27 protein-coding genes are annotated in these 25,066 nt (G+C 73.9%); 15 read left to right on the top strand and 12 right to left on the bottom strand.

Features of this window, described 5'->3' with window-relative positions; translation table 11 throughout:
- Positions 1-94: 94 nt before the first annotated feature.
- A complete protein-coding gene (locus BMX97_RS07620; protein ID WP_060847981.1) occupies positions 95-1,513 on the bottom strand; it encodes an alpha,alpha-trehalose-phosphate synthase (UDP-forming) in 1,419 nt (472 codons plus the stop codon).
- 338 nt (positions 1,514-1,851) lie between these two features.
- On the opposite strand from BMX97_RS07620, the gene BMX97_RS07615 reads away from it, so the two are divergent.
- The 7 genes from BMX97_RS07615 (at position 1,852) to BMX97_RS07585 (ending at position 7,178) form a co-directional block, all read left to right on the top strand.
- Positions 1,852-2,511 carry a hypothetical protein gene (locus BMX97_RS07615; protein ID WP_348273116.1) on the top strand — a complete coding sequence of 220 codons (660 nt, stop codon included), beginning with the start codon at positions 1,852-1,854 and terminating at the stop codon, positions 2,509-2,511.
- A 13-nt stretch (positions 2,512-2,524) separates the two neighbouring features.
- On the top strand, positions 2,525-2,953 hold the full coding sequence (locus BMX97_RS07610) for a phage holin family protein (protein ID WP_244538321.1): 429 nt from the start codon (positions 2,525-2,527) through the stop codon (positions 2,951-2,953).
- The gene (locus BMX97_RS07605) at positions 2,950-3,348 is read left to right on the top strand and encodes a DUF3618 domain-containing protein (RefSeq protein WP_060847982.1); all 399 of its coding nucleotides are present in this window, start codon (positions 2,950-2,952) and stop codon (positions 3,346-3,348) included. Before BMX97_RS07610 ends, BMX97_RS07605 begins: the two co-directional genes overlap by 4 nt.
- A 112-nt stretch (positions 3,349-3,460) precedes the next feature.
- Positions 3,461-4,291 (top strand): hypothetical protein, encoded by an 831-nt coding sequence (locus tag BMX97_RS07600; protein WP_244538320.1) that lies wholly within the window; start codon positions 3,461-3,463, stop codon positions 4,289-4,291.
- 194 nt (positions 4,292-4,485) lie between these two features.
- Positions 4,486-5,613: an apurinic/apyrimidinic endonuclease family protein gene (locus tag BMX97_RS07595; protein ID WP_091747557.1), complete on the top strand. Its 1,128-nt coding sequence runs from the start codon at positions 4,486-4,488 to the stop codon at positions 5,611-5,613.
- Positions 5,614-5,669: 56 nt separating this feature from the next.
- Positions 5,670-6,218 (top strand): RBBP9/YdeN family alpha/beta hydrolase, encoded by a 549-nt coding sequence (locus BMX97_RS07590; protein ID WP_091747554.1) that lies wholly within the window; start codon positions 5,670-5,672, stop codon positions 6,216-6,218.
- A 9-nt stretch (positions 6,219-6,227) separates the two neighbouring features.
- Complete coding sequence (locus tag BMX97_RS07585) at positions 6,228-7,178, top strand: class I SAM-dependent methyltransferase (protein WP_143074573.1); 951 nt, start codon at positions 6,228-6,230, stop codon at positions 7,176-7,178.
- A 16-nt stretch (positions 7,179-7,194) separates the two neighbouring features.
- On the opposite strand, the gene BMX97_RS07580 is transcribed toward BMX97_RS07585, so the two are convergent.
- From BMX97_RS07580 to BMX97_RS33565, 7 genes are all read right to left on the bottom strand, one after another.
- Positions 7,195-7,683, bottom strand: coding sequence for a hypothetical protein (locus BMX97_RS07580; protein WP_091747548.1), 489 nt, complete (start codon positions 7,681-7,683; stop codon positions 7,195-7,197).
- A gap of 128 nt (positions 7,684-7,811) precedes the next feature.
- A complete protein-coding gene (locus BMX97_RS07575; protein WP_091747545.1) occupies positions 7,812-8,720 on the bottom strand; it encodes a type II secretion system minor pseudopilin in 909 nt (302 codons plus the stop codon).
- The gene (locus tag BMX97_RS07570; RefSeq protein ID WP_091747543.1) at positions 8,717-9,334 is read right to left on the bottom strand and encodes a prepilin-type N-terminal cleavage/methylation domain-containing protein; all 618 of its coding nucleotides are present in this window, start codon (positions 9,332-9,334) and stop codon (positions 8,717-8,719) included. The genes BMX97_RS07575 and BMX97_RS07570 overlap by 4 nt, the downstream gene beginning before the upstream one ends.
- The gene (locus BMX97_RS07565; RefSeq protein WP_091747540.1) at positions 9,331-9,729 is read right to left on the bottom strand and encodes a hypothetical protein; all 399 of its coding nucleotides are present in this window, start codon (positions 9,727-9,729) and stop codon (positions 9,331-9,333) included. Before BMX97_RS07565 ends, BMX97_RS07570 begins: the two co-directional genes overlap by 4 nt.
- The gene (locus BMX97_RS07560) at positions 9,726-10,181 is read right to left on the bottom strand and encodes a pilus assembly FimT family protein (protein ID WP_244538319.1); all 456 of its coding nucleotides are present in this window, start codon (positions 10,179-10,181) and stop codon (positions 9,726-9,728) included. The genes BMX97_RS07565 and BMX97_RS07560 overlap by 4 nt, the downstream gene beginning before the upstream one ends.
- The gene (locus BMX97_RS07555; protein WP_091747537.1) at positions 10,178-10,672 is read right to left on the bottom strand and encodes a prepilin peptidase; all 495 of its coding nucleotides are present in this window, start codon (positions 10,670-10,672) and stop codon (positions 10,178-10,180) included. Before BMX97_RS07555 ends, BMX97_RS07560 begins: the two co-directional genes overlap by 4 nt.
- Positions 10,672-11,709, bottom strand: coding sequence for a hypothetical protein (locus BMX97_RS33565; protein ID WP_244538318.1), 1,038 nt, complete (start codon positions 11,707-11,709; stop codon positions 10,672-10,674). The genes BMX97_RS07555 and BMX97_RS33565 overlap by 1 nt, the downstream gene beginning before the upstream one ends.
- A 186-nt stretch (positions 11,710-11,895) precedes the next feature.
- Between BMX97_RS33565 and gspG the strand changes: the two genes are divergently transcribed.
- Together gspG and gspD are read left to right on the top strand one after the other, a co-directional pair.
- On the top strand, positions 11,896-12,351 hold the full coding sequence (gene gspG / locus BMX97_RS07545; protein WP_060847990.1) for a type II secretion system major pseudopilin GspG: 456 nt from the start codon (positions 11,896-11,898) through the stop codon (positions 12,349-12,351).
- A 306-nt stretch (positions 12,352-12,657) separates the two neighbouring features.
- Positions 12,658-15,018 (top strand): type II secretion system secretin GspD, encoded by a 2,361-nt coding sequence (gene gspD, locus BMX97_RS07540; RefSeq protein WP_091747533.1) that lies wholly within the window; start codon positions 12,658-12,660, stop codon positions 15,016-15,018.
- Between the two features lie 44 nt (positions 15,019-15,062).
- On the opposite strand, the gene BMX97_RS07535 is transcribed toward gspD, so the two are convergent.
- Genes BMX97_RS07535 through BMX97_RS31960 form a run of 3 tightly spaced genes read right to left on the bottom strand, consistent with a single transcriptional unit; the run spans position 15,063 to position 17,187 of the window.
- The gene (locus tag BMX97_RS07535; protein ID WP_091747530.1) at positions 15,063-15,584 is read right to left on the bottom strand and encodes a hypothetical protein; all 522 of its coding nucleotides are present in this window, start codon (positions 15,582-15,584) and stop codon (positions 15,063-15,065) included.
- On the bottom strand, positions 15,581-16,123 hold the full coding sequence (locus BMX97_RS31965; RefSeq protein WP_143074572.1) for a GspMb/PilO family protein: 543 nt from the start codon (positions 16,121-16,123) through the stop codon (positions 15,581-15,583). The genes BMX97_RS07535 and BMX97_RS31965 overlap by 4 nt, the downstream gene beginning before the upstream one ends.
- On the bottom strand, positions 16,120-17,187 hold the full coding sequence (locus tag BMX97_RS31960; RefSeq protein WP_143074571.1) for a hypothetical protein: 1,068 nt from the start codon (positions 17,185-17,187) through the stop codon (positions 16,120-16,122). Before BMX97_RS31960 ends, BMX97_RS31965 begins: the two co-directional genes overlap by 4 nt.
- Positions 17,188-17,327: 140 nt before the next feature.
- On the opposite strand from BMX97_RS31960, the gene BMX97_RS07525 reads away from it, so the two are divergent.
- The 3 genes from BMX97_RS07525 (at position 17,328) to BMX97_RS07515 (ending at position 20,897) form a co-directional block, all read left to right on the top strand.
- Positions 17,328-19,058, top strand: coding sequence for a GspE/PulE family protein (locus BMX97_RS07525; protein ID WP_091747527.1), 1,731 nt, complete (start codon positions 17,328-17,330; stop codon positions 19,056-19,058).
- Positions 19,059-19,301: 243 nt separating this feature from the next.
- A complete protein-coding gene (locus tag BMX97_RS07520; protein ID WP_091747524.1) occupies positions 19,302-20,516 on the top strand; it encodes a type II secretion system F family protein in 1,215 nt (404 codons plus the stop codon).
- A 93-nt stretch (positions 20,517-20,609) separates the two neighbouring features.
- The gene (locus BMX97_RS07515; RefSeq protein ID WP_177202157.1) at positions 20,610-20,897 is read left to right on the top strand and encodes a hypothetical protein; all 288 of its coding nucleotides are present in this window, start codon (positions 20,610-20,612) and stop codon (positions 20,895-20,897) included.
- A gap of 51 nt (positions 20,898-20,948) precedes the next feature.
- Here the strand turns inward: BMX97_RS07515 and galU are convergent, their stop codons facing one another.
- Positions 20,949-21,815: a UTP--glucose-1-phosphate uridylyltransferase GalU gene (gene galU / locus BMX97_RS07510; RefSeq protein WP_091747518.1), complete on the bottom strand. Its 867-nt coding sequence runs from the start codon at positions 21,813-21,815 to the stop codon at positions 20,949-20,951.
- Positions 21,816-21,995: 180 nt separating this feature from the next.
- On the opposite strand from galU, the gene galE reads away from it, so the two are divergent.
- From galE to BMX97_RS07495, 3 genes are all read left to right on the top strand, one after another.
- On the top strand, positions 21,996-22,988 hold the full coding sequence (gene galE, locus BMX97_RS07505) for a UDP-glucose 4-epimerase GalE (RefSeq protein ID WP_091747515.1): 993 nt from the start codon (positions 21,996-21,998) through the stop codon (positions 22,986-22,988).
- A 4-nt stretch (positions 22,989-22,992) separates the two neighbouring features.
- Positions 22,993-24,174, top strand: coding sequence for a lytic murein transglycosylase (locus BMX97_RS07500; protein WP_091747512.1), 1,182 nt, complete (start codon positions 22,993-22,995; stop codon positions 24,172-24,174).
- A gap of 86 nt (positions 24,175-24,260) precedes the next feature.
- Positions 24,261-25,058 carry an aldolase gene (locus tag BMX97_RS07495; RefSeq protein WP_091747509.1) on the top strand — a complete coding sequence of 266 codons (798 nt, stop codon included), beginning with the start codon at positions 24,261-24,263 and terminating at the stop codon, positions 25,056-25,058.
- Positions 25,059-25,066: the final 8 nt, after the last annotated feature.

Here is a 25,066-nt window from a genome sequence, read left to right as displayed (position 1 = left end):
AAGCGACGGCCCCGCGTGCAAGGACGTGAGCGGGCTCCCTCCTCCCGGCCCGCCGGGGGACGAGAGGTCCCGTCTCCTTTTTCCGGGGACGCTCCTACCGCGCCTCCGCCTCCGCCGGCGGCTCGCGCTCGACGGTGCGGAAGCCTTCGAGTTCGCCGAGGTAGCTGCGGGCCCACCAATCCACGTCCTCGCGCGCCATGCGCTCGAACATCGGCTTCCAGCGCTCGACCCGCTCGGCCTTGGGCATGTAGAGGGCGGCGCGGATCGCCTCCGCCACCTCGAACCGGTCGTAGGGGTTGACCAGCAGCGCCTCGGGCATCTGGCGGGCGGCGCCGGCGAACTTCGACAGCACCAGCACGCCCGGATCGTCCTCGCTCTGGGCGGCGACGTATTCCTTGGCGACGAGGTTCATGCCGTCGCGCATCGGGGTCACCACGCCGACCCGCGCCGCGCGGTAGAGCCCCGCCAGCACCGCGCGGGGATAGGCCTTGGTGACGTACTGGATCGGGGTCCAGGACGGCTCGCCGAGCGACCCGTTGATATTGCCCAGAACCTCGTTCACGTCGCGGCTGAGCTGCTCGTATTCCGGCACCTCGGTGCGCGACTTCGGGGCGATCTGCAGGAAGACGACGTTGCCGCGCTGGTCGGGGTTGGAGGCGAAGAAGCGCTCCACCGCCTCCATCCGCTCGGGCACGCCCTTCGAGTAGTCGAGCCGGTCGACGCCGATGAGGAGCTTGCGGGTGCGCAGGCCCGCCACCGTGTCGCGCACGGTGCGGTTCATGCCGGCGCGCTCGGCGGCCTGGCGGAAGCCGTCGACGTCGATGCCGATCGGGAAGCTGCGGATGCGGGTGCGGCGCCCGTCGACCATCAGCGAGCCGCCGCCGAGCGGGATCGCCCGCAATTCGTCGACGAGGTTGCGCGAGAGGTTGTGCACGTCGCTGTCGGTCTGGAGACCGATCAGGTCGTAGTCGGAGACGGCGCGCAGGAGCTCGGTCGAGGCCGGCAGGGTGTTGAACACCTCGCCCGACGGCCACGGGATGTGGTGGAAGTAGCCGATCGGGTTCGAGACGCCCAGACCCCTGAGCTCCGAGGCGAGCGGGATCAGGTGGTAGTCGTGGACCCAGATCAGGTCGCCCGGCTCGATCAGCCCGGCGAGCGCCTGGGCGAAGATCCGGTTGACGCGCTGGTAGCCGGCGTAGTCGGCCCGGGAGAACGCCGCCAGGCCGAGGCGGTAATGCATGATCGGCCAGAGCGCCCGGTTGGCGAAGCCACTGTAGTACTCGCGGTGGTCCTGGGGCGAGAGGTCCATCACCGCGTATTGCACCCGGCCCCGGTCGGCGATCACCGGCTCGGAGGACGGGTTGTCGGTGATCTTGCCGCTCCAGCCGAACCACAGCCCCTTGTAGGCCGTGAAGGCCTCCTTGAGGGCGACGGCAAGCCCGCCGGCCGCGACCGCCTTGGATCCCGCATCCGGGACGGCGACGCGATTCGACACGATGATGAGGCGTGACACGGCGGGTATGGACTCCGGCTGCACGGACCTTGTGGGGCGGGAACGTCGCCGCGTCCATCCGCCCCCGACGGAGAAAACGCGCGGTGAGCAAGCGCGATCCGCGAGGTTTGGTCAACCCTCCAGGCGAATCCTGACCGTGCGACACCCGGACCGGCTGTGCCCGGCGCTCCACAGGAATCCCGCCGCGATTCACATGGGGCAAGGCTTAGGCAAGACCGCTCGCGGCGGAACCGGAACCGGGCGCCTTGGCTGCTGTTACTCGCAATAACGTCGCATGTGTGCGGCGCGGCGGCCGGCGCGGCCGGATGCCGTGCCGCGGAAGAACGGAGTTCCCCCCAATGAGCGCGGGTTACGATAACGGACAGCACCGGGCCGAGGACCGGGGTGCCGCCGGCGAGCGGCCGGCGGATTGGAACGACCTGCGCCAGGACGTGCGCCAGCTCGGCGACGTCGCGATGGAGCGCGGCTTCAGCCTGGTCGACTCGGCCCGCGAGCAGGTCCACGGCTACGTCGACCGCCGCAAGGGCGACGCCGCCCAGTCGGTCTCCGACCTCGCCCAGGCCCTGCGCGACTCGGGCGGCAAGCTCGACCAGCAGCCCAACGTGAAGGCGTTCTTCGACAGCGCGGCGGAAGGCCTCGAGCAGCTCTCGGGCTCGATCCGCGAGCGCAGCTTTGAGGATTTCTACAGCGAGATCGAGTCGGTGGCCCGCCGCCGTCCGGCCGCCGTCGCGGTGGCGACCTTCCTGACCGGGTTCCTGGCCGCCCGCTTCATCCGCTCCTCGGCCCATCCCGCCCACGTCCTCGACGGCCGAGAGGCCTTCGGGCGCGGGTCCGAAACCCGTCGCGATTCCTCCCGCGAGGGCTACGGCGCCGGGTCGTCGTCCTACCGCGCGCCGTCCTACGGCGCCCGCGAGGTGCCGGGCGCCCACAGCGAGCCGGAGACCGCCCGGCCCGATCCCTACCGCACCGGCGCGTCCGGCCCGCGCTACTCGGCCTGACGGAGGCGCCGCCATGGCCGACCCCATGACCGACAACCGCCCCCTCGGGGGCACCGGCGCCCCCGGGAGCATCCAGGGGCTGCTCGGCGACGCCCTGCGGGAGACGACCGATCTCGCCCGCAAGGAGATCGCCCTCTTCCGCACCGAGATGTCGAACAACCTGAGGTCGCTGTTCCTCGGGCTCGGCATGATGGTGGGGGCGGCGGTCTTCGCCGTCGTCGCCCTCCTGGTGCTCACCGACGCCCTGGTGAAGTGGCTCGCCACGGTGGTTCACTCCGAGGCGCTCGCCGCGCTGATCGTCGGGGCGGCGTTCCTCGCCGTCGCCATCGGTCTCGCCCTGTGGGGCCGCAGCGCCATGTCCCTGTCGACCCTGACGCCGACCCGCACGACGCGGCAGGTACGCCAGGACGCCCGGGTCCTGTCCGAGAGGGTGTCGGGATGAGCCAGTCGATCAACGACCTCGAGCACGACATCGAGCAGACCCGCGCCCGCCTCGACCGGACGATCGACCAGATCCAGGGCCGGCTCTCCCCGGCCAGCATCGTCGACGAGATGCTCGGCACCGCGCGGCAGACGCCGGCGATGGCCGGCCTCTACGACGGGGCGCTGGCCGCGGTGCGGCGCAACCCCGTGCCGGTCATGCTCATCGTCGCCGGGGTGGGCTGGCTCGTCCACCGCGTCGCCCGGGAATCCGAGCGGCGCCGTGAGCTCGACGCCACGATGGCCGGGGCCGAATCGGTGCCGGTCCTGAACACCGGAACGGCCCGGGTCTACGACCCCGACCGCCCGACCGCCCACCCGGCCGCCGACCGCGTCGCCGAGAGCCTGCGGATGTGATCCCGGCGCCGGCCCCGAGGGCTGGCGCCCGTTTCATAGAATCCTCGTTTCGTTGCAGGCCGGAGCGGGCGCGGGCTTCCCCGTCCCCCGCCTGCCAGGGAGTACCCGAGTCATGGCAGAGCACACCATCAACCCGGCCAATCCGGGCGCCCCGTCGGCCCACACCCCCGCGACCGGTCCCGAGCGCAATCTGCACCAGGACCACGACACCGTGCGCCGCAACCTCGACGCCGCGCAGGACTCGGCCGGCGACGCCGCCCGCCACGCCAGCGAGGCCGCCAAGGACGCTGCCGCCGGCATGTCCGAGCGCGTGAGCGAGACCGTCTCGGCGATCGGCGAGCGCATCGGCGAGACCGCCGACCAGCTGCGCGCCAAGGCCGACGCGGCGGCCGACCGGCTGAAGCGCGGCGCCAGCGACGCGGTCGACCGCGCGCATGCCGAGGCGAGCCGGACCTACGGCGCCGTCGGCGGCCGCGGCTCCGACACGATCGACCGCGCCCGCGACTGGGCGAACGACCGGATCGAGACCGGCTCGCGCCGCTACGCCGACCTGCGCGACCGCGGCAGCGACCGGCTGGCGCAGGGCCAGAACACCGTCGAGCGCTTCGTGACCGAGAACCCGGTTCTCGTCGGCGTCGTCGGCCTCGCCGCCGGCATGCTGCTCGGCGCGCTGCTGCCGCGCACCCGCCAGGAGGACAAGGTGGTCGGTCCCTGGGCCGACGAGGTCCGCGACCAGGGCCTGCGCTACGCCCACGAGGCGACCGAGCGCGGCCGGCAATTCGTCGAGACCGCCCTCGACCAGGCCCAGGACGCCGCCGTCGCGGCCGCCCACGCCGCCTCGGACGAACTGCGCAAGAACCAACCTGGTCAGAACCAGCCCGGCCAGAACCAATCCGGAGAGGCCCCTGCGGGCACCTCCGAGCCGGGCCGGCAGACGCACTGACCGTCCAACTCGGCTGCATCGTCCCGGGCCCTCCGCGGTCCGGGACGATGCAGCGGGTTCGACCGGGAGCGCGAGCCGGACGAGGTTCTCCGTAGAAATCGGCCGGTCCTTCGGGGCCGGCTTTTTCATGTCCGCCTTCCGTACTTCCCGGCGGTATTCCGGGACCCGCGGCGGCAGGCGCCGCGTTGTCGGCAATGACCTCCGCCGCCCCCTCCCCCGATTCCGGTCCCTCCCCCGATTCCGGGCCCCGCCTCGGCTTCTGCTGCAAGTTCATCCCGGACGAGGAGCCCGGTCGGCACAAGACGCTGAAGGCCGCCAAGGACGCCGCGCTGGTGATGAACGTCACCACGGTGACGATCGCGCATCTGCGCCGGCTCGCCCCGACGGCCGCCCGCGAGAAGCTCGTCGCGGTGGTGACCCACAACCTCGCGGCGATGGGACGCCAGGTCGCCTGGGTGGCGGACAGGCCGCCGCTGGAGCGGCTTCTGCGCCTCGCGAGTTCGATCCTGCCGGGCTACACCCACCCGGAGGTGCGCGACCTCTACGCCGACCCGGAGTTTCGCCGCACGATCGAGGACGGCCTCGCGGCGGTGGGCGAGGCGGCGCGGGCCGGCGGGGTGCGGCTCAGCATGCATCCGGGCCCGTTCTGCATCCTGGCCAGCCGCAACCCTGCGGCGCTCGCGAACGGCATCGCCGAGCTCGACTACCACGCCGAGGTGATGGCGATGATGGGCTATGGCGGCGGCTGGCACCCGCACGGCGCCCACATCAACATCCATGTCGGCGCCCGCGATCCCGGCGTCGAGGCGTACCGGGAGAATCTCGACAGGGTCTCGCAGGTCGCCCGCGACCTCGTCACGGTCGAGAACGACGAATCCGCCTTCGGCCTCGACGAGGTGCTGCGCCTCGCCGACCGGGTGCCGGTGGTCCTCGACCTGCACCACCACTGGATCCACAGCCGCGGCGGCTATCTCGAGCCGGACGATCCGCGCATCGCCCGGGTGATCGACTCCTGGCGCGGGGTGCGCCCGGTCGGCCATGTCAGCGTCTCGCGCGAGGACGTGCTGCCGGGCCACGACCCCGACGCGCTGCCCGACTTCGCGGCCCTGACCGAGGCCGGCCTCAAGGGCCGGGACCTCGCCGCCCATTCCGACCTGATGTGGAACCGGGCGCTCAACGACCACATCGCCCGCCACCTCGCCTGGTGCGACATCGAGGTCGAGGCCAAGCACAAGAACCTCGCCTCGACCGGGCTGGCGCTGCAGGTCGGCCCGATCCTCCTCGGCACCGCGCCGGCCGTGCCGGCCCTGGCGGCCGAGTAGGGCGGGCGGGCAGGGATGGTCTCGACGCTGGGGCGCCGTGCCTGTAACGGTGCGGCATGAAATCGGCCGATTGCGACATCCTCGTCGTCCCGGGCTACACCAATTCCGGGCCCGACCACTGGCAGAGCCGCTGGCAGGAGCGGCTCTCGACCGCCCGCCGGGTGGACCAGGCGAGCTGGGACCATCCCGAGCCGGACGCCTGGCGCGACGCCGTGATCGCGGCCGTGCAGGCGGCGAGCCGGCCCGTGGTGCTGGTCGCCCACAGCCTCGGGGTGATCGCCTGCGTTCAGGCGGCGCCATACCTTCCCCGGGGCGCGGTCGCTGGCGCCTTCCTGGTGGCGCTGCCCGACATCGAGCGGCCGGACACGCCGGCGGTCCTGCGCCACTTCGCGCCGATCCCGCGCGAGCCCCTGCCCTTCACCTCGGTGCTGGTCGCGAGCCGGACCGACCCCTACACCGCCTACGACCGCGCGGGCGCGTTCGCGGCGGATTGGGGAGCGGAGCTGGTCGATGCCGGCGAGTCCGGCCACCTCAACGGCGAGAGCGGGCACGGGCCCTGGCCGGAGGGGCTGATGCGCTTCGCCGGCTTCCTGCGCACCCTCTAGGCCGCCCCCGTGATCCCTCATCTCGACATGGTCGAGCCGGCGACGGCGGCGACCTTCCGCGAGGCCGACTACCTGGCGGCCAACCCCGACATCCACCTCGCGGTGCGCGAGGGGCGGCTCGCCAGCGGCCGGGCGCACTTCGATCGCCACGGCCTGCGCCAGGGCCGGCGCCAGAGCCGCCTGCCCGAAGGGCTGGAGGCCATGCGGGCCGACAAGCTGGCGCGCCTCGCCCCCCTGATGCGGGACGACCTGCCCCACCGCCGCCCCGGGGGTAAGTACGACTACCTCAGCGACGAGCTGCGGGCGCTCTCGGGCGCCGAGGACAGCCCCAACGTCTCGCAGAACGCCTACGACGCCCACGTCCTGGAACTGATCGACGCGAATCCCGACGGGCTGGTCCTCGATTGCGGCGCCGGCCGGCGCGACCGCTACTACGCCAACGTCGTCAACCTCGAGATCGCCGATTACGACACCACCGACGTGCTCGGCATCGGCGAGGTGCTGCCGTTCCGCGACGCGAGCTTCGACGGGGTGATCTCGATCGCGGTGCTGGAGCATGTCCGCGATCCCTTCGCCTGCGCCCGCGAGATCGCCCGGGTGCTCAAGCCCGGCGGCAAGCTGGTCTGCGCGGTGCCGTTCCTGCAGCCGCTGCACGGTTACCCGCACCACTACTACAACATGACCGGCGAGGGCCTGCGCAACCTGTTCGCCGGCCGGCTCGCCGTCGACCACCAGTACGTCCCGACCTCGCTCCTGCCGATCTGGACCCTGACCTGGATCGTCCAGTCCTGGGCCGCCGGCCTGCCGCCGGACGTGCGCAAGCGCTTCCTCTCGCGCCGTCTCTCAGACTTCACCGCCGACCCGCTGTCGCTCCTGAACGAGCCCTACGTGACGCAGCTCGGCGACGACAAGAACATGGAGCTGGCGAGCGGCACCTACCTGTTCGCCCACAAGGAGTAGCGGGCGGCTTTGGCGCTCAGGCGACGTGCAGGATCGCATCCTTCATCACCCGGGCGACGACGTCGCAGGTGAGCGCGCTCGCGGCGCAGTGGGTGACCTGCCGGTCGTTGTGGTCGTGGTCGAGGCGCGGGTCGCAGGCGCTCGCCAGGAAGTAGCCCGCATCCGTGATGCTCATCACGTAGACGTCCGAGGCCCGGCCGGTCTGCCGGTTGATCAGCATGAACTGGGTGTAGGCCTGCTCGAAATCGGGCCGCCCGCGCAGGGACGGCCCGCGCTCCACCAGCACGCCGTGGGGCGCCAGCTGCGCGGAGGCCGCCTCCAGCACCTCGGCGGCGATGTCGCGCAGGAGCGCCACGCGCCGCGCATCCTCGTCCGAGAGCGCGGCGTCGGGCTGTGCCTCCGAGACCGGGCTCGCCTCGCGGCGCCGGCGCTGCTCCTCGAAGAAGGCGCCGAAATCCGACAGCACCACGTCGGGGCACCGGGGAACCGTCAGGGCTTCCATCATCGCGCCGCGCTCCTTCTCCTCCGCGAGACTGTCCCGTCGCTCGGTTCGAATCAACTCGGCCGGCCGGCCGGGAGATCCGGCATGACGCGCGGCGTGCTCGGTCGCTTCCTCTCCGACAGGCGCGGGGCTCACGACCCCCCCGAAAGGGCGGCCGCCAGCATCGCGCAGGCCGGGTGCCCCACCCCGTCCGCGAGGTCGGGCGCGACCGTCTGCTGCCAGACCAGGAAGCCGCCGCCGCCGAGGTCGAGGATCGCCGACCGCCCGGCCCGGGCGCGGCCCTCCGCGACGACGACGGAGAGGCGGAAGGCCTGCCGGGGCGACGGGACCGGGCCGGCGGAGCCCGGCAGCGACCGGACCGCCCCCGGGTTCACCCGCCGCACCAGCGCGGCGAGGTCGAAGCGGCCCCCTGCATTGTAGACCGTCAGCACCGGCGCGAGGCGGACCGCGAGCGCCGGGGTCATCGAGGGCAGGCGGCCGATCTCGTCGGCGCTGGCGAAGGGGCCGTTGCGGGGCCCCCAGGCGAGGCCGCGGGCGTGGTATTGCGCCAGCTCCGCCCCGCCGTTCGGCTCGGGCGCGTCGTCGGCGTCGCGGTAGTCGACGATCTCGGCGCCAAGCGCCATCGCGTCCCGGTCCGGCACGCCGAGGAGCCGGAACGCCTCCTCCATCGCCGGGCGCGGCGTGGCGTTGAGGTCGATCAGGCCGCCCTGGTCCTGGAGCGACACCAGGGCGACCCGCCCCGGGGCCAGCGGGCAGGCGGCGACGGTGCCGTCCTCCGGCAGGCCGGCCTCGGTGCGGCGGTAGATCCGCCCGAGCTGGAGCTCGTAGGCGATCAGGCGGGCGATCCCGTCCGCCGCTCCCTGGAGCCGCACTGCGTCGGCCCGGGCCTGGGCGAGGCCGGTGGCGGAGCGGACCTGGAGCAGCGCCCCGGCCAGCACCGCGCCGACGACGATGAAGATCGCCAGCACCGAGAGCAGGACGAAGCCGCCCTCGCCCGCGTCCGCGGGACCGGTCCCGGGCGCACGCGCGGGCGCGTTCACGGGCCGGCCTCGAGGGCGATCAGCAGCGGCGGCCAGCGGCGGCGGTCCCGGGGGAGGAAGGCGACCTGGATCTCGACGAGGAGCGGCGCCCGGTCGGCCCGCGACCAGCTCTGCTGCCAGAGCGGCCGGGCGCCGTCGGAGGGCGCGCCGTAGTAGCGGATCGCAAGCCCGGCGATTCGCCCGAGGATCACTTCTCCGATCACTTCTCCGATCGCCCCGCCGGTCCCCTCGCGCTCGCTCCGGTCCTCCCGCAGGTCGAGGCCGCCGGCGAGGCCCGGCGCCAGCGCGAGGGTCGCGGCGACCTCGGTCGGGCGCTCCAGGGTGCGGTCGGGGGCCAGCACCGCGACGAGCCGGTCCGGGCCGCCGCCGAGGGTCGGCCGGCTCCCGTCGGGGCGGCGTTGCGCCAGGCTGCCGAGGGTGCGCCGCAGGTGGTCGCGCACCGACTGCACCTCCTCGGCCCCGGCCGCCCGCGAGGCCGCCGCCGAGGCGCCGCCGGCGATCCTCACGGCGTTGAGCAGCAGCACCCCGATCAGCCCGGCGAGCGCGAGGCAGACCAGCGTCTCGACCAGGGTGAAGCCGGCCTGCCGCGCCTCGTCCTCGCCGCGCCGGCTCATTCGGGCGTCTCCCCGGGCCTGCCGGGCATGAGGGTGGCGTAGAGGGGCTGCGCCCCGGGCCCGCCGGCCGTGACCCTGACCTGCCACAGCGGCGGCGCGCGACCGAGCCCGAGGACCGGGCGCAGGTCGAGGATCGCCAGCGTCCAGGGCGTGCCGTCCGAGAACCGCCCCTGCACGAGGCCCGGCCGCAGCGGACCCTCGGCGAGGCGGCGCAGGACGACGCCCTCCGCCTCGTCGGCGGCGATCCGCCGGGTCTCGAGTCGCCGCACCGCGCCGGCCGCCGTGCCGGCGATCTCGAACGCCATGACGGTGGCGGCAGCGGCGATCGCGAAGGCCACCAGCACCTCGACGGTGGTGAAGCCGTCCTCGTCCCCGCGGGCGCGCCGCGGCCTCACGGCCCGTCCTCCCGCCGCACCCGACCGGTCAGGGCGCTCACCGACAGGATCCGGCGCGAGGCGCCGGCCGCGAGCAGGATCCGCCCGCCGGTCGCGCTGCCGTCGGGCAGGAGGCGCAGCTCCCCCGGCACCGGCCGGCCGACCGGGCCGGGCTCGACCGCGACCGCGAGCGCTCCGACCGGGATCGGCGGCGCCCCCGGGCGGGAGCTGACGAAGCGGGCGGCCTGCGGCTCGTAGGCGAGGCGCCCGGCCCGGCCCGAGCGGATCGCCTCGGCCCGCAGCCGGCCGATCTCGGCCGCGATCGTCTCGGCGACCAGCACGATGCGCCGGTCGAGGGCGCCGGGGCCGAGGGACCGGAACGCGACGCCGCTGGCCAGAGCCAGGATCGCCATCGTCACCAGCATCTCGACGAGGGTGAAGCCGTCCTCCCGCCCCTTCGCGCCCGCCCTCACCCGGCGGCTCCGACGAAGAGATCCGCATCGAGGCCCAAGGCCGCGACCGCGAGGCCGGCATGCAGGCCGAGCGCCAGGAACGGGCCGAACGGCAGGGCGGTGTCGCGCCCGACCGGCCGGCCGGCGAGCGCCATGGCGGCGACGGCCGCGAGCGCCGACAGGCTCGCCGCCAGGACGAGCACCGGCAGGCCGGCGAGCCCCGTCCAGGCGGTGGCGGCGGCGATGAACTTGACGTCGCCGAGCCCGAGCCCGATCCGCCCGGTCGCCCGTGCGTGGAGCGCGCGCAGGCCGTAGAACAGCCCGTAGGCGACGACCGCTTGCGCGAGGGCGAGGAGCGCCGCCTCCGCCCCCTCCCGCCACGCCGCGAGGCCGAGGCCGAGGCCGAGGAGCGCCAGCGTGAGCGCGTCCGGGATGATGCGGCGGCGCAGGTCGATCAGGCTCGCCGGCAGCGTCAGCGGCAGCGGCAGCAGAACGAGGAGGAGGCCCGACATCACGCCCGCCGCGACGGCCGGGCGCGGGCGGGCGCCGACGGGTTCAGGGCGAGGATGCGGTCCTGCGGGATCCGGGCCGGGGCGGCCGGCGGGGCCACGACGGACGGGAGCGCCGCGGCAGCATCGGCGGGTGGTGCGGTGGGAGGCGCCTCCGGCACCGCCGCGGGCGATGAGATGTCCTGCAGCGAGAGGTCTCGCAGGGAGAGGTCTTGTAGCCGGGGATCTTGCATCGGCATGGCACCGGCGGGCGGCTTCGCCGCCTCTCCGGCCGGCGCCCCGGCCCAGACCGGGCGGGCGCCGTGGCGCAGGGTCCATTCGCGCAGGTGCAGCCAGTAGAAGTAGGCCGCGAGCGAGGCCGCCAGCACCCCGGCGAGCCATAGCGAGAGCAGCAGCCCGGTCGGGACGACGCCGTTGAGCTCGCGCATCAGCCCCAGCGCGAAGGCCGCGTACCAGGACACGCCGGAGACCGCGCCCGACACCAGGAAGATTCCGGTGCGCACGCCCGACACCCCGTCGAGCATCGGCCGGCCGATGTCGCGCAGGACGCCCGGCAGCACGACCGCGTGGATCAGGAGCCCGTTGACGGTGAGCGCCAGCACCACGACGAGCTTGGCCCAGAGCTTCGGGTTGGCGAGCTTCTCCGGCGATTCGACCGCGTAGACCGCGAGGAAGCCGAGCCCCGAGAGCCAGAGCAGGCCGAGCCCGACCGTCACCACCTTGCTGACGAACAGGAAGATCCGGGCGATCTCGGGCGGCAGGCTGCCCCAACGCATCCAGCGCAGGATCCAGAAATCGAGCATCGTGGCGCCGCCGAGCCCGAAGCACAGGCCGATCAGGTGGAGGCCGACGAGGAGCGTCAGCACCCGCACCGGCGGGAACGGCGCCGGCAGCGGCACCGCGAGCGGCGCGGCGAGCGCGGCCCCGCCGAGGAGGACGCAGCCCGCCAGGGAGAGCGCCGCCAGGGAGAGTACCCCCAGGGCCCGGCCGCTCCGTCCGGTCCGGTGCGGGCGTCCGGCGGCGCGGTCCATCCGTCTCATCGCGTGCATTCCGTCCACGGTCGTCCCTGGCCCTCGCCGCCTCGCGGCGCGATCCTGTCCGCAGAGTCGATAATAAATCCCGACTCGCCTGGGGACCGGCCCGCGGGTCCGCGTTGGCAGTGAGGGCTTCTTTACGAAGAGACGGCACGCTCCCGGCCGTATTGTTCCCCGCGCCGAGGCTGCCGGATGCTCACCACGACCATGCAGGACCCCCGGGCGCCGCAACGGAACCCATCCGCGAACCAGGCCGGATTCTCGCTCGTCGAGTTGCTGGTCGTCCTGGCGATCATCGGCATGATCGCCACCATGGTGACGCCGCAGGTGCTGGGCTATCTCGGCCGGGCGAAGGGCGAGACGGCGCGCATCCAGGTCAAGAACATCGCCCAGGCGGTCGAGCTCTACTATCTCGACCTCGGCGCCTACCCGACGACCCAGCAGGGCCTCCAGGCGCTGGTGCAGGCGAGCGGGCCGGCCTGGCGCGGGCCCTACGTGCGCGACGCCCGCGGCCTCGTCGATCCGTGGGGCCACGCCTACCTGTACCGCGCGCCCGGCAGCGGCGGCACGCCGTTCGAGGTCTACAGCCTCGGCGCCGACGGCAAGGCCGGCGGCAGCGGCGATCAGTCCGACGTCGCGAGCAACTGAGGCGCGCGGGCGCCCCGGTCCGGCGGTCGATCCGCCGGTCCTTACAGTAAAGTCCCGGCCGGCCCTCGCGTATTCCGGTCGTCAGGGCGGACCGGTGCCGCCGATCCGCCCCTGCTCCATTGCCGTCCCTCCCCCGATCGGCAGATTTCGCTCCGGCGAGCATTCGGGCCGATCGCACGCTCAGGCTGTATTTCCTGCGCGCGGCGACTGCGGGACACCGGCGCTCCGGCGTCTCTCAACGCCTCGTTAACCATAACTCCCCTAACGTTCGGTCCAGCGACGAGCGGGCACGGGGATTGCGGGGGAATGACGAGAGGTGCGCCTGTCCTCGCCCTGGCGCTCGCCTGCCTCTGGCCGCTCGCCGCCGGCGCCGCGGAACCGATCGGGTATGCCGGATCGCGCGAGCCCGGTGCCCTGGTGCTGCGCGGCAACGACCGGCTGATCGGCGGCGAGGTGCCGGCCGAGGCCCCGGTCGCGGGCGGGCCGGTGAGCCTGAACCTTGTCGAGGTGCCGCTGCCGGTCGCCGCCAAGGCGGTGTTCGCCGACACCCTCGGCTGGGGCTACAGCCTCGACGAGCGAGCGTCCGGCACCATCACCCTGCAGACCGGCGGGCCGGTGAGCCGCGAGGCCCTGCTGCGGATGTTCGAGGCCGCGCTGTCGAGCCGCGGCCTGTCGTTGCGCCGCCACGGCCGCAGCGTCCAGATCGTGCCCTCGGGCGCCGGCCCGGAGATCCGGCCGGTCCAGGGGGCGGGGGCCGAGGCGGGCGCGGTCGCGGTGCCGCTGCGCTGGATCTCGGCCGCCGAGATGCAGGCGATCCTCTCCTCGGTCGCCCCGCGCGAGGTGGTGCTGCGGGCCGACCGGGCGCGCAACCTCCTGATCCTGTCCGGCGACGCGGCCCAGATCCGGGTGCTGCGCCAGACCATCGCGATGTTCGACGTCGACTGGATGCGCGGCATGTCGACCGCGATGGTGCCGGTGCGCAGCACCAACCCGGTGGTGCTCGCCCGCGACCTGACCCAGATCTTCGGCGGCGAGACCGCCGGTACCGGCGACGTGATCCGCTTCATCCCCAACGAGGCGCTGAACGCGATCCTGATCGTCTCCTCGCGCGCCGCCTATCTCGACCGGGCCCGGGGGCTGCTCGACCAGCTCGAGACGCTGGCCGCCGACCGCGAGCGCCAGCTCTTCGTCTACCGGATCCAGAACCGCTCGGCCAAGGAACTCGCCGCCGTGCTGCAGGGCGTGGTGATGGCCGAGATGGGCGGCGGCTACGGCCAGTCGGGCATCGGCGGCGCCATGGGGGGCGGTTACGGCGGCGGAGGTTACGGCGGCTATGCCGGCGCGGGCGGCCTGGGTGGCGGTGGGCTCGCCGGCAGCGGCCTCGGCGGCGGGGGGTTGGGCAGCGGGGCGTTGGGCGGCGCGAACCCGGCGGCCGGCGGGCCGGGCGCAGGCGGCGGGCCCGGTGCCGCGGCGGGCCCCGGCTGGGACACGGGCGGCGCCGGCGTCGGCGGCGGGCTCGGCGGGCCGTCGGGGGCGGCGGGCGGGCTTCCCGCCTCGCCGCTCGCCGGCGGGGGCGGCTATGGCGGCGCGCTCGGCGGGTATGGCGGTGGCGGCGGCTACGGGGGCTACGGGGGCGGGTTCGACGCGGGCTATGCCGGCGGCGGGGCCGGGATGCGGCGCGACGCCATCGGCATCGTCGCGGACGAGGCCAACAACAGCCTGGTGGTCTCGGCCACGCGCAACCAGTACGACAAGATCCTGCGCATCCTCGGCCGCCTCGACGCGATGCCGACCCAGGTGCTGCTCGAGACCGTGATCGCCGAGGTCACGCTCAACGACAACCTCGCCTTCGGCGTGCAGTGGTTCCTCAAGAACCGCGGCAGCCGCTTCAACCTCGCCAGCACCGACACCGACAAGGCGGCAGCGACGAGCGGCACCGCCGGCCTGATCACCTCGGCGATCCGCGGCGTGCCGGGCTTCAACTACCTGCTCGCCGGCTCCGACTTCAACGTGGTGCTCAACGCCCTGCAGGGCGTGACCCGGGTCAACGTCATCTCGTCGCCCAACATCACGGTGCTCGACAACCGCACCGCCAAGCTCCAGGTCGGCGACCAAGTGCCGATCATCAAGCAATCCGGCCAGAGCGCGCTCACCGCGGGCGCCCCGATCCTCAACCAGATCGAGATGAAGGATACCGGCGTGATCCTCTCGGTCACGCCGCGGGTGAACAAGAACGGCCTCGTCGTGCTCGACATCAACCAGGAGGTCAGCGACGTCGTCCCGACCACGACCTCGGCGATCGACTCGCCGACGATCCGCCAGCGCCGGGTCGCGACCAGCGTCGCGGTAAACGACGGCCACAGCCTCGCCATTGGCGGCATGGTGCAGGAGAAGGCGCAGATCTCCAACGAGAACCTGCCGATCCTGAGCGAACTGCCGGTGATCGGCCCGGCCTTCCGCAACCGCATCGACCAGCGGGTGCGCACCGAGCTCCTGGTGTTCATCCGCCCCCGGGTGATCCGCGGCACCGTCGAGGCCGACCGTATCGCCGAGGATTTCCGCCAGCAGTTCCGCGCCATGATGCCGGTGCGCCCGGTCCTGCCGCCCCCGCCCCTGCCGACGGCCTACGAGGGCCAGCAGGGGATCCTGCGGCGGATGCTGGACTGACGGGGCTGCGGCGCCATCGCCGCCCGCGGCTTGCAGCCCCCGGCTCAGCGCCGCAAGGCCGGCTCCGCCTCGACCACCGGCCGGGCACCGACCGGCCTCAGCGTCGCGGCAGGCCCCAGGAAGGTCGCGACGTAGCGGCGCTCGCCCTGCACCACGGTCACCCGGTCGCGCCCGACCTCCGCCACGCGCCAGTCGCCGCGGCCCTCGCCGCGGGCGAGCCAGGCCTGGGCGCCGCTGCCGTCGTCGATCAGCACGCGGGCGGCGGGCCCGTCGAGGAGGATGCCGCGCACCACCAGCACTTGCCGCGGCGGGTCGCCGTCGAGGATCTCGCGGGGGCCGCGGGCGGTCCAGGGCCGCCGGCCGGGATCGAAGAGCGGGCGCGCCAGGGCCGTCTCGTCCGGTGGCGGCGGCAGGGCCGGGGCGCGGTGCGGCGCCGGCGTCGGCCCGCCGTCGACCGGCCAGGCGAAGGCGGCGAGCATCAGGCCCGCCGAGAGCCCGCAGGCGAGCCGAGCCCTGAGCCCGGTCGCGGCGAGCGCAGTTCCGGCCGCCCGGAGGATCGGCGTCACGGCGTGCCTCCCGGGCCGGTCCGGCCGGTCGCCGGCGCGGGCAGGAGCACGCCCCGGACCGTCAGGGTGAGGCGCATCACCGTGGCGCGGCCGATCTCGGGATCGGCCGGCCGCTCGACGCTCAGCACGGCCTCCTCGGGCACGATCAGGGGCGCCTCGGACTCCAGCGCCGCCAGCAGCCCGTGCAGGCCCTCGACGGTGCCGCGCAGCGAGGCCGACAGGCGCGGCAGGGTCGGGCGGGCCGGATCCGGCTGGAGCCCGGCCCCGTCCACCGTGGCGCTCCGCCCCGCCGCCAGGGCGTCGAGGCGGGCCCGGAAGGCGACGGCGAGCGAGGTCTCGTCGGCGGCCGAGAGCGGCGCCGGCACCGGGGCGGCGCCCGCGGCGGCCTGCGCCCGGGCGAGGCGGTCGCGGGCGGCGGCGATGTCGTCGGCGGCGCCGAGCGCGTCGAGCACCGGCCCGGTGGCGAGCGCGAGGGCGAGGCCGATCGCGCAGAGGCCGAGGAGGAGCGGCCGGCCCGCGGGCGGAAGGGCGACGCTCACGGGCGGCCCCCGGCGGCCCGGCGCGGCAGGGCGACGACGACGCGCTGCCCGCCCTCGACGGGCTCGGCCCGCTGCAGGGCCGGCGCGCCGTAGCCCGGCAGGTGGGCGAGCGCGGCCAGCGAGGCCGCCGGGTCGGGTGCGCGCAGCGTCAGCTCCAGCCCGGCCCCGGTGAACCGCAGGGTCTCGGCCGAGACCGTGCCCGGCAGGGCGGCGGCGACCGCGTCCCAGGTCTGGGCGAGCGGCATCCCGCGCTCGGCCAGGATCTGCGCCGTGCCGGCCTGGACCGCCGGAGGCCGGCCCGCGGCGGCCGCCCGTCGGGCCGCCGCGAAGGCGTCGTCGAGGGCTGCCAGCGCCGCCGCCTGGTGCTGGCGCAGGCCCACGAACGCCGCGAGCAGGAACAGCCCGGTCGCCGCCGCGAGCACGAGGTTGCCCGAGCCCCGCAGCAGCCCCGGCAGGGCGTGGTGCCCGCTCGACAGGAGGTCGACCGGCATCGTCCGGTCCTCCGCCGGGCCGACCGCGACGATGCCGGGGTTCAGCCCGGCCCCGGCGAGCGCCGCCAGCACGGGGGCGAGGCGGGCGCGCTTGAGCACGACGTGGCGCACCCGCAGGGTGCGGGTCTCGGGATCCTCGCCCTCGACGTACCAGTCGCTGAACACCTGGTCGGCGCGGAACGGCGTCGCGGCCTCGAGTTCCTGGGCCAGCACCGCACGCATCCGCGGCAGGGCGGCGCTCGGCAGCTCCAGGGTGCGGATGAAGCAGGCGGCGGGATCGACCACGACCTTCGCCCGCGCCTCCGCCCGGCCGCCCCGGATCGCCGCTAGTCGCTCGGCGAGGTCGTCGGCCCCGAGGTCGAGGCGGTAGGTCCGGTCCTGGCCGTCGCGCCGGTCGGTCACCGTCAGCCCGGTGTCGCCCGGCGTCCCGAGCCCGAGCGTCAGCAGCGCCGGCGCGCGGTCGGTCCGCACCTCGGCGAAGCCGAGGAGGTGCGAGGCGGCGTCGATACCCCGGCGGAGCGACGCCCGGGCCGAGGACAGCATAACCTGCGAGTGGATCGGGGGCGCGCGCAACGGGTCGGCTCCGGCGCCCGGATACCAGCCGGAGCGGTGCCCCCGGTCTAGCGCCCCGACATTTCCGTCCGCTTAAGGACGTCGCGCGAGAATGTCCCGCCGGCGGGTCGCGCCCGGCCGGCTTTCTCTGGGGCAGGACGATGCTGAGCATCTGGGGCGGCAAGACCCGGCCGCGGCGCGCGCGGGCGGACCGGCGCGACGTCGCCCGCGCCCGCGCCGACGACCTGCGCGCCTTCGTCGACCGCCTCGCCGAGAGCGAGGTGCTCGACCCCGCCGGCCACGAGCGGGCGCTCGCCGCCCTCGACGGGCCCGGCCGGCGCCCCCTCCCCCTGCTGCTCACCGAACTCGGCCTCGTCCACGAGGCGACGCTCGTCACCGCCCTGTCGGAGGCGACCGGCCTGCCGATCCTGCGCCAGGACGACCTGCCGGGCGAGCCGGTCCTGCCCGATCTCCTCTCGCCCGATTACTGCGCCCGCGCCCGGGTGCTGCCGCTGGCGATCGAGGCCGAGCGCCTCGTCGTCGCCCTGGTCGATCCGTTCGACACGGACACGACCCGGGCGCTGGAGCACCTCGTCGAGCGCGCGGTCGCCCCCCGGCTCGTCGGGCCCGGCAGCTTCGAGCGGGCGCACCGCGCCGTCTACGGCGACGTCGCCGAGGAGGGCGAGGCGGGGTCCGACGACGACCTCGCGCGGCTCGCCGACGTGGCGAGCCAGGCGCCGATCGTGCGGCTCTCGGCGCGCCTGGTGCGCAAGGCCTTCGAGCTGTCGGCCTCCGACATCCACCTGGAGGCGGAGGAAGCCGACATGCGGGTGCGCTACCGGGTCGACGGCGTGCTGGTCGAATCCGAGCGGCTGCCGAAATCGGTCCAGCTCGCGCTCACCACCCGCATCAAGATCCAGGCCGGCCTCAACATCGCCGAGCGGCGCCTGCCCCAGGACGGGCGGATGCAGGCGCCCGACCGCGGCCAGGAGGTCGACATCCGCGTCTCGACCCTGCCGACGGCCCACGGCGAGAGCGTGGTCCTGCGCGTCCTCGACGGCTCGCGACGAGTCGAGGACTTTTCCGCGCTCGGCTTCGACGCGGCGGCGATCCGGGAGATCGCCGCGATGACGAGCCGGCCGAACGGCCTCGTCCTCGTCACCGGCCCGACCGGATCGGGCAAGACCACGACGCTCTACGCGGCTTTGCGCCGGATCAACGGCCCCCACCTCAAGGTCGTCACCGTCGAGGACCCGGTCGAGTACCGGATGGCCGGGGTGAACCAGGTCCAGGCCCATCCGGGCATCGGCCTCGACTTCGCGGCCGCGCTCCGCTCGATCCTGCGCCAGGACCCGGACGTGGTGATGGTCGGCGAGATCCGCGACGGCGAGACCGCCCGCATCGCCGTGCAGGCGGCGCTGACCGGCCACCTCGTCGTCTCGACGCTCCACACCAACTCCGCCCCCGCCACCGTGACGCGCCTGATGGACATGGGCATCGAGCCCTACCTCATCGCCGCGACCCTCAACGGCGTGGTGGCCCAGCGCCTGGTGCGGCGCCTCTGCGGGGCCTGCGCCGAGGCCACGCCCGCGACGCCGCAGGAGCGCCTGCGCCTCGGCATCCCGGACGAGGCCCCGTTGAGCCTCAAGCGCGCCCGCGGCTGCCCGGCCTGCAACGGCACCGGCTATCGCGGCCGGATGGTCGCGTCCGAGATCATGACTCTCGACGGGGAGTTGCGCGGCCTGATCGCCCATCGCGCCGACGAGCAGACCCTGACCGCCCGGGCCCGGGCTGCCGGCATGACGACGCTCGCCGACAGCGCCCGTGCGCGGGTGCTCGACGGCGACACCACCCTCGACGAGGTCGGGCGGGTGCTGGAAGGGACGCTCTGAATGTCGCCCGGTGCCGGTTCGACGGGGATGGAGGCAGGCGTCCCGTCCTCTCCCACCCGCGACCTCATCCCGAGGTGCGGGCGATCGAAGATCGCTGAGCCTCGAAGGAGGGCTCCAGGGATCACGGAGCCTTCTGGAGCCCTCCTTCGAGGCTCCCGTCGGTCGCACCTCAGGATGAGGTCGCGGGAAGGATCGACCGCATGACCCAGCCGAGCCGTTTTCAGCTTTGCGAGGCCCGCTGACATGCCCCGCTTCGCCTACAAGGCCTATGGTGCGGACGGACGGGCGCGGACCGGCACGATCGAGGCGGAGACCCGCCAGCGCGCCGTGGCGCGCCTCCGCACCGACGGGCTGCAGGTCTACGAGATCGCCCAGGCGGCCGCCGGCCCGGCCCCGTTCTGGCGCCGCGACCTTCTCGGCCGCGACCGGGTCAACGACGCCGCCCGGATCGCCTTCCTGCGCGAGTTCGGCACGCTGGTCGGCGCCGGGCTCACCGTCGACCGGGCCTTGCGCCTCGTCGAGCGCCAGGCCGGGCCGGCCCTGAAGCCGGTGCTGGCCGACCTGCTGGAGCGGGTGGTGGCCGGTGCCTCCCTGTCGCGGGCGATGGCGGCCCACCCCCAGGCCTTCCCGCGCGACATGGTCGACATCGTGCGGGCCGGCGAGGCCACCGGCACGCTGGTCGACGTGGTTGGCTCGCTCACCGCCTCGATCGAGCGGCGCGACGCGGTCCGGCGCCACCTCGTCTCGGCGATGATCTACCCGGCGCTGCTGATCGCGATGGCGATCGGCACCGTGGCGATGATCGTCGGGGTCCTGGTGCCGGCGCTCGGCCCGCTCTTCGAGGGCAGCGGCCAGGCACCGCCCTTCGCGATCCGCGCCGCGTCCTGGTTCGGCGACACGCTCGCGGCGACCTGGCCGATGCTGCTGGGCGGCCTCGCGCTCGCGATCCTGGCGCTCGCCCGGGCCTGGCGGGTGCCCGGCTTCGCGGCGGCGCGGGCGCGGCTGGCGCTGCGCCTGCCGCTGGTGCGCGAGATCGTGGTCGGCATCGAGTGCGGCCGGTTCTGCCGGGTGCTCGGCACGCTGCTGGCCGCCCAGGTGCCTATCCCCGACGCGGTGGCGGCGACGCGGCCGCTCGCCGGCAACCGGGTGTTCCGCCGCGCCTTCGACGAGGCGGGGCGGCGGCTCGCCGAGGGCGGCAGCCTCGCCTCGGGGCTGTCCTCGCTCAAGCCCTACGCCGCCTCGACCCTCAACCTCATCGCCAGCGGCGAGCAGGTGAACCGCCTCGGCAGCGTCCTGATCCACGCCGCCGAGATGCACGAGACCGAGACCCGCCAGCGCATCGACCGCCTGCTCGCGCTCCTCACCCCCCTGGTGACCGTGGCGATCGGCGGCCTGATCGGCGGACTGATCATCTCGGTGATGGGAGCGATCCTGAGTGTGGGGCAATTGACGCAGTAGCGGCGGGGGATCCGACCGGCGGCGGCAGGCGTTGGCACGGCTCCTGATGCCGGGAGCCCCGCCGTGTCCGCAAGATATTGGAAGTCCGGGTTTTTGGCCCTGCTCGCCGCTCTGGCGACGATCCCCACGGCCGCCCTCGCCCAGGGCCGCCCCTCCACCCTCGCCATGACCTGCGGCCAGGCGCGCAGCTTCCTCGCCGCGCGAGGCGCCGCGGTTCTCGGCACCGGCGGCTACACCTACGACCGCTTCGTGCGCGACCGCAGCTTCTGCGAGCCGACGGAGGTCACCCGGAACGCCGTCGTGCCGGCCCGCGACACGCCGGAATGCTTCGTCGGCTACCGCTGCATCGAGCCCGGGCGCAACTGGTTCGACGACGAATAGGGCGCCCTCCGCGCCCGGCCCCGAAGACCGGGCGGGAGGGCGTAGCGGCCGTCAGCCCTTCGCCAGCAGCGCCTCGATCTCCTGCTTGAGCGCGTCGCGCAGCTCGGGCCGCTCCAGGCCGTAGGCGAGGTTGGCGACGAGGAAGCCGAGCTTCGAGCCGGTGTCGTAGGTCTTGCCGCGATAGTGCATGCCGTAGAACTTCTGCGTCTCCGACAGGCGCTTCATGCCGTCGGTGAGCTGGATCTCGCCGCCTGCGCCGCGCTCGCCGCGCTCCAGGATCGAGAAGATCTCCGGCTGCAGGATGTAGCGGCCCGAGATGATGTAGTTCGACGGCGCGGTGCCCTTCGGCGGCTTCTCGACCATCCCGGTGATCTCGAAGGTGTCGCCGAACTGCTCGCCGACGCTGACGATGCCGTACTGGTGCGTCTGGTCGGGGGCGACCTCCTCCACCGCGATGATGTTGCCGCCGTGCTGCTCGTAGGCCTCGAGCATCTGCACCATGCTGCCGCGGCTGAGCATGTCGGGCAGGATCACCGCGAAGGGCTCGTCGCCGACGATCTCGCGGGCGCACCACACCGCGTGGCCCAGCCCCAGCGGCTCCTGCTGGCGGGTGAAGCTGGTCTGCCCGGCGGCCGGCAGGTCCTTCCTCAGGGTCTCGTAGGCCTCGGTCTTGTTGCGCTCCTGCAGGGTGCGCTCGAGCTCGTAGGAGATGTCGAAGTGATCCTCGATCACCGCCTTGCCGCGGCCGGTGACGAAGATGAAGTGCTCGATCCCGGCCTCGCGGGCCTCGTCGACGACGTGCTGGACCACCGGCCGGTCGACGACCGTCAGCATCTCCTTGGGAACCGCCTTGGTCGCCGGCAGGAAACGGGTGCCGAGGCCCGCGACCGGGAGGACGGCTTTGCGAATGCGTTTCATCGTGCGTGATCCAGTGAACACCGAGAAGCTGCCGGACCGCCCGGCGGGAATCGGCGCGACCGGACGCCACGCGCCCGCCGGACCTCCTCCCCGCGAGCAGCCTTGCCACCCGACAGCTTAATTGACGCTGAAGCATTGCAGGGTATGGATCAACCCGCATCACGCCGGGGAGCGGACGGAATGGCGGTACTTGTCACGGGCGGGGCCGGCTATATCGGCAGCCACATGGTGCTCGCCCTCATCGACGCCGGACACGACGAGGTCGTGGTCATCGACGATCTCTCGACCGGGTTCGACTGGGCGTTGCCGCCGGAAGTCACCCTGGTGCGCGGCGACGTCGCCGACCAGGCCCTGGTGGCCGAGACCATCCGCAGGCACAAGATCGACGCGCTCGCCCATTTCGCCGCCAAGATCGTGGTGCCGGATTCGGTCTCGGACCCCCTCGGCTACTACCTCGCCAACACGGTCAAGTCGCGCGCCCTGATCGAGGCGGCGATCGGCGCGGGCGTGCGCCACGTCATCTTCTCCTCGACCGCCGCGGTCTACGGCGAGCCGGCGGTGGTGCCGGTGCCCGAGGACCTGACGCCGAACCCGATCAACCCCTACGGCCGCTCGAAGCTGATGACCGAGTGGATGCTGGAGGACGCCGCCCGCGCCCACGGCATCGGCTACGTGGTCCTGCGCTACTTCAACGTGGCGGGCGCCGATCCACGCGGACGCTCGGGCCAGTCGACCCCCAACGCCACCCACCTGATCAAGGTCGCCACGCAGGCCGCGCTCGGCAAGCGGAGCCATCTCGAAGTCTTCGGTACCGACTACCCGACGCCGGACGGCTCGTGCCTGCGCGACTACATCCAGGTCTCGGACCTGGCCGCCGCCCACCTCGTCGCGCTCGACCACCTGCGCGGCGGGGGGGCAAGCATGACGCTCAATTGCGGCTACGGCCGCGGCTACTCGGTGCTGGAGGTGATCGACGTGGTGAAGTCGGTCTCCGGTGTCGACTTCCCGGTCAAGCTGTCGCCGCGCCGGGCCGGCGACCCGTCGCGGATCGTCGCCGGGGCCGACCGGATCCGGGCCGAGCTCGGCTGGGTGCCCCAGCACGACGACCTGCGCGGGATCGTCACCCAGGCGCTCGCCTGGGAAGAGGCGCTCGGCCGGCGCAACCGGGTCTGATCCGATGCGCCGCACCCGGTTCGCCCTGCGCGCCGCGCTGGCGCTCGGCGCCGTCCTGGTCCTCGCCGCGCCCGTGGGCGCGGGCGATTTCCGGGCCTTCGTCGAGGAGCTGTGGCCGGCGGCCCAAGCGCGAAGGGTTTCGCGCGCCACCTTCGAGGCCGCGTTCCGGGGTATCACCCCGGACCCGGCGGTGCTGGCGCGCCTGCGCCGCCAGGGCGAATTCGGTCGTCCGGTCTGGGAGTACCTGACCGGGGCGGTTTCCGCCGGCCGCATCGCCCGCGGGCGGGCGGAGGCCGCGCGCCGCGCCGAGACCCTGGCGGCGATCGAGGCGGCTTACGGCGTGCCCGGCCCCGTCCTGCTCGCGTTCTGGGGCATCGAATCGGATTTCGGCGCCAGCGCCGGCACGATGCCGGTGATCCGGGCGCTCGCCACCCTGGCCGAGGCGCGCCACCGCGGCGAGCTGTTTCGCGACGAATTGCTGGCGGCGCTCGAGATCCTCGAGCATCACGACGTGAAGCCCGAGCGGATGCGCGGCTCCTGGGCCGGCGCCATGGGGCAGACGCAGTTCCTGCCCTCGGCCTACCTGCGGGCGGCGGTCGATTTCGACGGCGACGGGCGGCGCGACATCTGGGATTCGGCGCCGGACGCGCTCGCCTCGATCGCGAATTTCCTCGCACAGGCCGGCTGGCGCCGCGACCTGCCCTGGGGCGTCGCCGTCACGCTGCCGGCGGAGTTCGACCTCGCGCGCTACCGCGGCCCGTTCGCCGATTTCGCCCGGCGCGGGGTGCGGTCCCTCGACGGCGCGGCACTGCCGGCGGCCGGCGAGGCGAGCCTCTTCCTGCCCGGCGGGGCGGGCGGGCCGGCCTTCCTGATCACCGCCAATTTCGAGGCGATCCGCGCCTACAACACCTCGGATTCCTACGCGCTGGCGGTGGGCCACTTCTCCGACCGGATCGCCGGCGGGCCGCCGCTGGCCGCCCCCTGGCCGACCGGGCCGCGCCTCGACCAGGCCGGAATCACCGCGCTCCAGCGCGGCCTTGCCGCCCGCTCACTCTACGAGGGCCCGTTCGACGGTCGCGCCGGCCCGAAACTGCGCGAGGCGGTGCGGCGCTACCAGATCGCGGCGGGCCTGCCGGCGGACGGCTACGCCACCCCTGCCCTGCTGGAGCACGTGAAGGCGCGCTGAGATCGCGAGGCCATGGACAAGCGTGTCCGGCTTCCGCCAGGATTCGCCATCGAGGCCGCGGCGGCGGCGAAGGAGACACGGACATCATGGCTCACGCATTGGGCGCCCCGGCCGGCGAGCGGATTCCCGACGGCCTCAACCAGCCCGACCTCGCCGGGCCCGAGGTGCGCCGCGCCAAGGAGGACCTGGCGGCCTGCTTCCGCATGGCGGCGCGCCACGGCCTGGAAGAGGGCATCTGCAACCACTTCTCGGCGATGGTGCCGGGCTACGACGACCTCTTCCTCGTCAATCCCTACGGCTACGCCTTCGCGGAGCTCACCGCTTCGAAGCTCCTGGTCTGCGACTTCCACGGCAACGTCGTCTCGGGCGAAGGCCAGCCGGAGGCCACCGCCTTCTACATCCATGCCCGCCTGCACAAGCGCATCCCGCGGGCCCGCGTGGCCTTCCACACCCACATGCCCTACGCCACCGCCCTGTCGATGACCGAGGGCGATCCCCTGATCTTCGCCGGGCAGACCTCGCTCAAGTTCTACGGCCGCACCGTCTTCGACCGGAACTACAACGGGCTCGCCCTCGACGAGCGGGAGGGCGACCGCATCGCCGACAGCGTCGGCGAGGCCGACATCGTGTTCATGAAGAACCACGGCGTGATGGTGCTCGGGCCGACCATCGCCGAGGCCTGGGACGACCTCTACTACCTGGAGCGCGCCGCCGAGGTGCAGGTGCTCGCCCTCTCGACCGGCCGTCCGGTCCTGCCGGTCGATCCCGCCATCGCGGAGGCGGCCTATCGCCAGATGCGCGAGGGAGACCCGGAATCGGCCCGCCTCCACCTCGCGGCCATCCGCCGCCGGCTCGACCGGGAGGAGCCGGACTACGCGGCGTGACCGCGGCG

Source organism: Methylobacterium sp. ap11, assembly GCF_900110515.1.
Taxonomy (GTDB): Bacteria; Pseudomonadota; Alphaproteobacteria; order Rhizobiales; family Beijerinckiaceae; genus Methylobacterium; species Methylobacterium ajmalii.
The sequence above is the reverse complement of the archived record's forward strand: the minus strand, read 5'-3'. Positions and strand labels throughout refer to the sequence as shown.

Coding starts and splice junctions, on each gene's coding strand:
- BMX97_RS07500 (WP_091747512.1), top strand. CDS start 22,993: ATGCGCCGCACCCGGTTCGCCCTGCGCGCCGCGCTGGCGCTCGGCGCC.
- galU (WP_091747518.1), bottom strand. CDS start 21,815: ATGAAACGCATTCGCAAAGCCGTCCTCCCGGTCGCGGGCCTCGGCACC.
- BMX97_RS07605 (WP_060847982.1), top strand. CDS start 2,950: ATGAGCCAGTCGATCAACGACCTCGAGCACGACATCGAGCAGACCCGC.
- BMX97_RS07600 (WP_244538320.1), top strand. CDS start 3,461: ATGGCAGAGCACACCATCAACCCGGCCAATCCGGGCGCCCCGTCGGCC.
- BMX97_RS07595 (WP_091747557.1), top strand. CDS start 4,486: ATGACCTCCGCCGCCCCCTCCCCCGATTCCGGTCCCTCCCCCGATTCC.
- galE (WP_091747515.1), top strand. CDS start 21,996: ATGGCGGTACTTGTCACGGGCGGGGCCGGCTATATCGGCAGCCACATG.
- BMX97_RS07525 (WP_091747527.1), top strand. CDS start 17,328: ATGCTGAGCATCTGGGGCGGCAAGACCCGGCCGCGGCGCGCGCGGGCG.
- BMX97_RS07555 (WP_091747537.1), bottom strand. CDS start 10,672: ATGTCGGGCCTCCTCCTCGTTCTGCTGCCGCTGCCGCTGACGCTGCCG.
- BMX97_RS07520 (WP_091747524.1), top strand. CDS start 19,302: ATGCCCCGCTTCGCCTACAAGGCCTATGGTGCGGACGGACGGGCGCGG.
- BMX97_RS07580 (WP_091747548.1), bottom strand. CDS start 7,683: ATGATGGAAGCCCTGACGGTTCCCCGGTGCCCCGACGTGGTGCTGTCG.
- BMX97_RS07495 (WP_091747509.1), top strand. CDS start 24,261: ATGGCTCACGCATTGGGCGCCCCGGCCGGCGAGCGGATTCCCGACGGC.
- BMX97_RS07615 (WP_348273116.1), top strand. CDS start 1,852: ATGAGCGCGGGTTACGATAACGGACAGCACCGGGCCGAGGACCGGGGT.
- gspD (WP_091747533.1), top strand. CDS start 12,658: ATGACGAGAGGTGCGCCTGTCCTCGCCCTGGCGCTCGCCTGCCTCTGG.
- BMX97_RS07590 (WP_091747554.1), top strand. CDS start 5,670: ATGAAATCGGCCGATTGCGACATCCTCGTCGTCCCGGGCTACACCAAT.
- BMX97_RS33565 (WP_244538318.1), bottom strand. CDS start 11,709: ATGAGACGGATGGACCGCGCCGCCGGACGCCCGCACCGGACCGGACGG.
- BMX97_RS07610 (WP_244538321.1), top strand. CDS start 2,525: ATGGCCGACCCCATGACCGACAACCGCCCCCTCGGGGGCACCGGCGCC.
- gspG (WP_060847990.1), top strand. CDS start 11,896: ATGCTCACCACGACCATGCAGGACCCCCGGGCGCCGCAACGGAACCCA.
- BMX97_RS07570 (WP_091747543.1), bottom strand. CDS start 9,334: ATGAGCCGGCGCGGCGAGGACGAGGCGCGGCAGGCCGGCTTCACCCTG.